This window comes from Polaromonas sp. UBA4122 (assembly GCA_002381615.1).
Lineage (GTDB): Bacteria > Pseudomonadota > Gammaproteobacteria > Burkholderiales > Burkholderiaceae_C > Polaromonas.
The window spans coordinates 26,621-34,892 of sequence record DFWY01000022.1 but is presented as its reverse complement, the minus strand read 5'-3'; the positions used below and the strand labels follow the sequence as shown (position 1 = coordinate 34,892).

Below are 8,272 nucleotides of genomic sequence, written 5' to 3'. Positions count from 1 at the left end.
TTTATTTACGGATAAGTTCTTAGGCATGACCAGGGTTTTTCGAGCGGTAACGCTGGTCATTTTGAATCGGCCCAATCAGCTTTAGATGGTCAATACGAGGTCGGCAGCAACAAACAGTGACATGCCGTGGTTAATGCATTCAGATCTGAGGTCGGGGTGTGACAAGAATTGGAGCCAGTGCTCGAACGAACTTCTATCCGTGCAGGGTGTGTTCACCCTGCACCCAATGCAGCATACGTGTTGGCGTTGATCCGATTTTGACCCATGCGCAGGGATTCCGCTGACCTATGAATCATCCTCGCGAACCGTTGCTGGCAGAGGGATTGCGAAGATGTTATCTGGGTCAGTCCAGTGTCGGCACCTGGGTCAATTTTGGACTGGCCGCAACAGGCCGTCAACTAACATCAGGGTGCTGCGGTAATGCCCGTCATCCTCGATGTGGGCGTCGGGAGTTGAAGCTGGTCGTCAGATCGGCCGGCAAGAGCAGACTCAGTCGGTCCTGGCGAAGCGCCTGAACGGTCGGTTTTTAAACAGTTGCAATATTGAGCATGCTGTTTAGTTTTCTTTACCCGGGCCAATTCAGCAGGCTTGGGTGTGACGTCCGGTAGCGGGGGTTAAAAAGAGGCGAACCAGACCTACACAGACCCCCTCAGTCCCCTGCGCATAATGGGTTCACTGTTCAATTAGAGGAGACTTCAATGCTCTACAAATTCAAATCAAAAGATGCTGGCGACGTTATCATGCTGGAACCCAATGGTCGCCGGATACTGGAAGTCATTGGCAAGGAAGCGGGCCCCAAGGGCATCATCCTGCCCGAGCAGATGCCCATAGCCATCAAGGCGCTTGAGGCCGCCATTGCACTTGAGGAATCAGGCGACGAACAGGCGGGCGTTGTGCCCGGTGATGGGCTGGGTTTGCGCCAGCGCGCGATGCCTTTCATTGACATGTTGAAGCGCAACTACAAGGCGGGCCACGAGGTGGTCTGGGGCGTTTAGTTTCCGTCTCCTCCGAGGGGCTTAATTTTCCTTAGGAAGCGGCCCGGCGGAAAATTGCCTCCCCTTACGCTACCTGGCCCACCCGTGATGGTCCTGCTGTTTCAGCAATTGCGCACCTGATGTTAAAAAGCCCTGGTGACGGGGCTTTTTTGCGGGCTGCTGCAAGGCAACGCGAGCGGGCGTGCTGTCAGTCGACTTTGGCGCCTGACGCTTTCACCACCAGGGCCCACTTCTTGTGCTCGGCGTTGATGAAGGTGGAGAACTGCTGTGGCGTGTTGCCGCCTGGAACGGCACCCTGTGCCAGCAGTTTTTCCTTGATGGCAGGGGTGTTCAGTATCCTGGAAACTTCCTGCTGGATACGGTTGACGATGTCCGGTGGCGTGCCGGCTGGTGCTAGTAGGCCAAACCATGAACTGGCCTCGAAGCCTTTGAGCGCAGGGCCGCCTGCCTGTTCCACGGTGGGCACGTCCGGCAAGGCCGGAGAGCGCTCCGCACTGGTCACGGCCAGTGCCTTGAGCTTGCCTGATTTGATCAGTTGCATCGATGACGGCAGGTTGTCGAACATCACATCCATATCGCCGCCCACCAGCCCCATCAGCGCGGGGCCCGAGCCACTGTATGGGAAATGGATCATGTAGGTGCCACTCATGGTCTTGAACAGTTCCCCGGCAAGATGAATGGAGGTGCCATTGCCGCTGGAGGCCATGTTGAACTTCCCGGGGTTCGCCTTGGCGACACGGATGAAGTCAGCCACGGTATTGATGCCCGCAGCCTTGGCCTTTTCGGTGTTGACCACCATCACATTCGGCACCGCAGCGACCAGGGTGATGGGCGCAAAGTCTTTTTGTGGGTCGTAAGCCATCTTTCTATAGAGCGACTTGTTGATACCGTGGGTTCCGACCGTTCCCATCAGCAGGGTATAGCCATCGGGTGCCGACTTGGCCACCATGTCGGCACCGATGTTGCCGCCTGCCCCGCCGCGGTTGTCAACGATAAACTGCTGGCCGAAGGCCTTGGACAGTTCGGGCGCCACCGCACGGGCCAGAATGTCGGTGGTGCCGCCAGGTGCAAAAGGAACTACGATCTTGACCGACCTGGTCGGCCAGCTGCTTTGGGCCGCAGCCGGAAGCGCTATAAAAACAATAGCTAACAGCGCACAATTTATAAGGGCCAAGCGGCGATTTTGTTCGAAAGAAAAGTTCAAGGTGGTCTCCGGTGAGTTATGGGGCGTTACTTAAGTGGAACGATAGCGTGCTCCCGCGGGAGGTTCAACAGGGTAAATCCGGAGCATGGAAAAAGCCGCCTGATGATGCCCCGGCGGCTTTGCGTAAAAAAATGGAATGGTTCAATCGGCAAATTTTCCGCCAGCCTCGATCACGGGCTTGAGTTTGGCGATCTCGGCCGCCACGAAAGCCTTGTGTGCTGCGGGCTCGACCCGCTTGTCGGTGATGACCACGGCGCCCAAGCCTTCCTCCTTCTTGATGAAATCGGGATCTTTCAGCGCCAGCTTGAGCGCGGCATTGAGTTGGGCCAGCACGGCCGGTGGCGTTCCCTTGGGCGCGTACAAGCCATGCCAGATCGTCAGGTTAAACCCCTTCAGGCCCATTTCCTGAAGCGTAGGGTAGTCAGTGAGCTGCTTGTTGCTGGACAGCCGCCGGGTGCTCGTCACCGCAAAGGCTTTGACGCGGCCGGCTTCGATCTGACTGGTGGTGTTGGTGGTCTGGTCGCACATCAGGTCGACCTGGCCGCCGACCAGTGCATTCATGGCCGGCGCAGTACCGCCGAAAGGAATGGTCGTCATGGCTTCGTTGGCCTTGATGGCCGATTGCCACATCAGGCCGCACAGGTGGGACGCTGAACCCAGTCCGGCGTGCGCAATATTAAGTTTTCCGGCGTTGGCGCGAATATAGTTTTCGAAGTCGCGGTAGTTGTTGGCCTGCAACTGGGGTTTGCCGATCAGCATCATGGATGCTTCATTGATCAAGCCCAGATACTCGAAGTCTTCGAGCGGTTTGTACGGCAGCTTGCGGTACAGGGTGGGCGTTGAGGCCATGCCAATGTGGTACAGCAGCAGGGTGCGGCCGTCGGGCGCCGCCTTGGCGACTTTGCTGGCGCCAATGGTGCCACCGGCCCCGTTGACGTTCTCCACCACAAAATTGGCACCCCCGCCCATGGATTCGCGCATGGTTTCGGCCAAGTCGCGTGCCACGCGGTCGGTACGGCCGCCGGCCGCAAAAGGCACCACAATTGAGATGGGTTTGGACCCCGGAAAGGTTTGAGCGTTGGCAAATAGGGCCGTCGCAGCGGCAGCCAGGACGAACAGGCGCTTCATGCATGTCTCCTTGTAATGGACCCATGAAGTCTACGGGCCGATCATCCTGCCCAGCTCGCGGGAACTACGTAAGAGTAAGTCCGCTCATTTATAACTTCGAGCGTCCTCAATCACCTTGCCATCGTTGGGCAGACTCCCGGGGGCCAGCAACTGCACCGTGCCGCGCAGTTTGGTGACATCGCGGATGGCTTCGCTGATTCGTTGCACCAGCCCCGCATGGGCTAATCCTGAATTTGTCGATGCTAGCGCTTCGACCTGAAAGGTCATGCTGTCATTGGCCATCTCGCCGCTGACCACCAGCCGGGCCTTCATCACTTCGGGGAAACGTCGGGCGATGTCTGCCACCTGCCCTGGATGCACAAACATCCCGCGCACCTTGACGGTCTGGTCCGCACGGCCCATCCAGCCCTTGATGCGCGCATTGGTGCGCCCGGACGGGCAGGTGCCCGGCAGCACCGCCGACAGATCGCCTGTGCCAAACCGGATCAGGGGGTAGTCGGGATTCAGCGTGGTCACCACGAGCTCACCCACTTCGCCCTCGGCAACCGGGTCGCCCGTGCCGGGACGGACAATTTCCACGATCACGCCTTCATCCAGAACCAGTCCTTCGCGCGCTTCGGTTTCGTAGGCAATCAAGCCCAGGTCGGCCGACGCATAACACTGGTAGCCGGAAATTCCGCGCTCGCCAAGCCAGTCGCGCAGGCTGGGCGGAAAGGCTTCGCCAGAAACCAGGGCCCGGGTCACGGTGGGCAGCGCCACCTTCATCTCGGCCGCTTTTTCCACGATGATTTTCAGAAAGCTCGGCGTGCCGATGTAGCCCGCAGGCTTGAGCTCCGCCATGGCTTGCACCTGCTGCTCGGTCTGCCCGGTGCCGCCCGGAAACACCGTGCAGCCCAGGGCATGCGCGCCAGTTTCCATCATGGAGCCGGCGGGCACGAAGTGATAGCTGAAACTGTTATGAATCAGCTGGCCGGGGCGAAACCCTGCTGCATGCATTGCCCGTGCCATGCGCCAGTAGTCCTTGCGCGTGCCTTCAGGCTCGTAAATGGTGCCGGGGCTGGCAAACACATGCGGCATGTGGGCACCGTAACGCAGCGCACTGAAGCCGCCAAACACGTCACCGCTACCACCACCGTTGCCGCCAGCCTGGCGTGCGGCCTGCTGGCGCTCCAGCAATTCATGCTTGCGGGTAACCGGCAGGCGCGCCAGCACGGCGCGGGAGTTGATGGCGGTGCCGTCTACCCCTTTGAGGATGGCGGCGAATGCGGGCGAATGCGTTTGCGCGTGGGAAATCTGCTGCGGCAGGGCGGCCATCAGGGCTGCTTCGCGCTCAGCGTGCGGACGTGTCTCAAGCGGGTCAAAAAATTCAGTCATGGCGGTGTCCTAAAAACTGATCAAGCCAACCAGCGCTTGCGACGCTTGTAGCTCTTCACGTCCTTGAAGCTCTTGCGTTCGCCGCCGCCCACACCCAGGTAAAACTCTTTGACATCCTCGTTGCTGGCCAGGTCGCTGGCAGCGCCGTCCATGACGACGCGGCCGCTTTCCATGATGTAGCCGTAGTCGGCGTATTTCAGGGCCATGTTGGTGTTTTGCTCGGCGATCAGGAAGGTGACCTTTTCTTTCTGGTTCAGGTCCTGCACGATGTTGAAGACCTCTTCAACAATCTGCGGCGCCAGGCCCATGGAAGGCTCGTCCAGCAACACCATGGAGGGATTGGCCATGAGCGCACGGCCAATCGCGCACATCTGCTGCTCGCCGCCGGAGGTGTACGCCGCCTGAGAGGTGCGCCGGGTTTTCAGGCGCGGGAAATAGTTGTAGACCTTTTCCAGATTGGCGGCGACCTCGGCCTTGCTCTTGCGCGTGTAGGCGCCCGTGAGCAGGTTTTCTTCAATGGTCAGGTGGGCAAAACAATGCCGGCCTTCCATCACCTGCACCACACCGCGCTGCACCAGGTCGGCCGGCGACAGATTCTCGATGCGCTCGCCGCGCAGTTCGATGGAGCCTTTGGTGACTTCTCCACGCTCACCCTTGAGCAGGTTGGAGATGGCGCGCAGCGTGGTGGTTTTACCGGCACCATTGCCCCCCAGAAGGGCCACGATGCGGCCCTCGGGAACCTGCAGGGAAACGCCCTTGAGCACGAGGATCACATGGTTGTAGATGACCTCGATGCCGTTGATGTTGAGAACAATGTTTGAATCACTCATGGTGGTGTATCCGTTTGAATCAATTGAAAGACCAGCGCTGCGGCCCTTTCAATTGGCGGCTCGTGAGAGCCGCCTTTCTGGCCTTCAGTTTCTGCCTTCAACGCAGGGCGAACCCACGCTGAAGGCAGCGAACTTTGGCCCAAAACTCAAGACTGGCAATCTGCCGCAGTGCGGCGCGTCATCTTCTTGTCGGCCAGGTACTTGTCAGCGCCGGCCTTCACCATGGGCTTGATGATCTGCTCATCCGCCGCGATGTACTCCGGGCTGACGTTCCACTTCTTGCCGTCCCAGGTCTCGATGCGCGCGGTGGTCGAGCCCATGTGGTCGGCGCACGAGGTGCTGAGGGGGCGCATCACGCCGCCAAAGCCGAGGGCGTCAAGCCGCTTCTGGTCAAGTGCCAGATTTTCAAGACCCCAGCGAACCTGCTCGCCGGTCATGACCTTGCCTTTGCCGAAACGCTCCTGGGCACGGCGCACCGCCTCAATGCTCAGCATCTGGATGATCACGCCGCGGGTATACAGCACCGAGCCGACCTCATCTTTCGGGCCTGTGCCCTGGCCTTTGTCATGCACATATTTCAGAATGTCCTGAATCACTTTGGGCTGTTGGCCGGCGGTATTGAGGGCCAGCGCGTGATAGCCTTTGGCACCTTCGCCCACATCCTTGACGTCCGGCTCGGCACCGGACCACCACACGCCGTACATCTTGTCGCGCGGATAGCCGGTCGCCTGCGCTTCCTTGAGCGCGGTAGAGTTCATGACGCCCCAGCCCCACAGCAGCACATAGTCCGGACGGGCCTGGCGAATCTGCAGCCAGGTGGCTTTTTGATCCACGCCGGGTGCGGTTACCGGCAGCAGCTGCAGGTCAAAGCCGTGCATTTTTGCGCGCTCTTGCAGCAGCGGAATGGGTTCCTTGCCAAACGGTGAATCATGGTAGACTAGTGCAATTTTCTTGCCCTTGAGCTTGTCCAGGCCGCCTTCTACTTTGCCAAGATGCTGGATCAGGATGTCGGCACCGGTCCAGTAGCTGCCCATCAGCGGGAAGTTCCATTTGAAGGCCATGCCGTCCTGTGCGACGGAAAGGCCATAGCCCAGCGTGATCAGGGGGACTTTGTCGGTGGGCACTTTTTCGGTCAGCGCGAAGGTAATGCCTGTGGCCTGCGGGTCAAAAAGGGCCACGCCCGGGCGGCTTTTGAGGCGCTCGTAGCATTCCACGCCCCGGTCGGTGGCGTAGCCGGTTTCGCATTCCTCGTAAGTCAGCTTCACGCCGTTGACGCCTCCATCACGGGCGTTGATCATCTTGAGATAGTCCTGTTTGCCGTTGGCCCAGGGCACACCGTTGGGTGCATAAGGACCCGTTCGGTAGGACAGCAGTGGGAAAAACTGCTCCTTGGCTTGCGCCCATGCGCTGGTCGTCACCATCGACGAAGCGCTGGCGGCCACTGCAGCCACTGCCAGAATCAGATTACGAATTTTCATTGTTGTCTCCTGTAAAAATAAAAAGCAGAACACCCAAAAAATAGGACCCTTAATGCGGGAACGGCCAAAGGCGCAATTTTTGTTTACCCGTAGACCAGAGCTTGGCCAATCCGTGCGGCTCCACAATCAGGAACCAGACGATCAGGCCGCCGAAAATCATCAACTCGGCATGTGAAGTGCCCGCGGTAGAAATTCTGATGCCGAAGATGCCAAGAAGCGCCGGCAGGAACTGATTCAAGGCGATCGGCAGCACCACGATGAACGCCGCACCGAAGAAGCTGCCCATGATGGAGCCCAGGCCGCCGATGATGACCATGAAGAGCAGTCGAAACGATTGATCAACCGAGAACGCCGCCGGCTCCCAGGCACCCAGGTAGACGAAGGCCCATAGCGCGCCCGAGACGCCAATAATGAACGAGCTGACCGCAAACGCGCTGAGCTTGGCGTACATCGGGCGAATGCCTATCACCGCTGCCGCCACATCCATGTCGCGGATGGCCATCCACTCGCGGCCGATCGCGCTGCGCACCAGGTTCTTGGCCAGCAGGGCCACGACGGCCAGTATGCCAAGGGAGAGCAGGTATTTACTCACCGCGCTTTCGATGGGCAGGCCGAACACCTGCAGGTTGGAAACCGACACCGAGCCCGAAGGCGAGTCCAGCGTGAACCACTTGATGCGCAGGAACATCCAGTCGCTGAAAAACTGCGCGGCCAGCGTGGCCACCGCCAGGTACAGGCCCTTGACGCGCAGGCTAGGCAGGCCGAACAGGATGCCGAACAAGGTGGCGCACAGTCCGCCCAGGATCAGCGCCGGGATTAGCGGCATGCCCGGAATACGCATGAAAAAGTTGTAGGCACCGTAAGCCCCAACGGCCATGAAGGCACCCGATCCGAGTGAGATCTGGCCGCAGTAGCCGACCAGGATGTTTACGCCGAGCGCGGCCAGCGACATGATGACAAACGGAATCAGGATGGCCTGGAACAGGTAGTCGCTGGCCAGCAGGGGGACGGCTACGAAGGCGGCAGCCACGATCAGCCCGATGGCGATGCGGTCCTGCAGGATCGGGAAGATCTGCTGGTCCGCGCGATAGCTGGTTTTGAATTGACCGTTTTCTCTGTAAAACATAACACCTTCTAATCAGTTGGGGACAGAGCAAATTTGCTTCGCAAATCCTGGACTGTCCCGCAAAGTCTCACATTAGTTGGGGACAGAGCAAATGTGCCTCGCAAATCCTGGACTGTCCCGCAAAGTCTCATGTCAGT

At 59.2% G+C, this 8,272-nt stretch carries 7 protein-coding genes; 1 reads left to right on the top strand and 6 read right to left on the bottom strand.

Annotated features, from left to right (window positions below; all coding sequences use genetic code 11):
* The first annotated feature begins 698 nt into the window (after positions 1-698).
* Positions 699-995: a DUF1840 domain-containing protein gene (locus tag B3F77_RS03090; protein WP_293603534.1), complete on the top strand. Its 297-nt coding sequence runs from the start codon at positions 699-701 to the stop codon at positions 993-995.
* Between the two features lie 187 nt (positions 996-1,182).
* On the opposite strand, the gene B3F77_RS03085 is transcribed toward B3F77_RS03090, so the two are convergent.
* From B3F77_RS03085 to B3F77_RS03060, 6 genes are all read right to left on the bottom strand, one after another.
* Positions 1,183-2,169, bottom strand: a complete 987-nt coding sequence (locus B3F77_RS03085; RefSeq protein WP_414702945.1) for a Bug family tripartite tricarboxylate transporter substrate binding protein — start codon at positions 2,167-2,169, stop codon at positions 1,183-1,185.
* A gap of 171 nt (positions 2,170-2,340) precedes the next feature.
* A complete protein-coding gene (locus B3F77_RS03080) occupies positions 2,341-3,327 on the bottom strand; it encodes a tripartite tricarboxylate transporter substrate-binding protein (protein WP_293603533.1) in 987 nt (328 codons plus the stop codon).
* 84 nt (positions 3,328-3,411) lie between these two features.
* A complete protein-coding gene (locus B3F77_RS03075) occupies positions 3,412-4,701 on the bottom strand; it encodes a phenylacetate--CoA ligase family protein (RefSeq protein WP_293603532.1) in 1,290 nt (429 codons plus the stop codon).
* 20 nt (positions 4,702-4,721) lie between these two features.
* A complete protein-coding gene (locus B3F77_RS03070; protein ID WP_293603531.1) occupies positions 4,722-5,531 on the bottom strand; it encodes an ABC transporter ATP-binding protein in 810 nt (269 codons plus the stop codon).
* A 146-nt stretch (positions 5,532-5,677) separates the two neighbouring features.
* Positions 5,678-7,009 carry an ABC transporter substrate-binding protein gene (locus tag B3F77_RS03065; protein WP_293603530.1) on the bottom strand — a complete coding sequence of 444 codons (1,332 nt, stop codon included), beginning with the start codon at positions 7,007-7,009 and terminating at the stop codon, positions 5,678-5,680.
* 49 nt (positions 7,010-7,058) lie between these two features.
* On the bottom strand, positions 7,059-8,135 hold the full coding sequence (locus B3F77_RS03060; RefSeq protein ID WP_293603529.1) for a branched-chain amino acid ABC transporter permease: 1,077 nt from the start codon (positions 8,133-8,135) through the stop codon (positions 7,059-7,061).
* Positions 8,136-8,272: the final 137 nt, after the last annotated feature.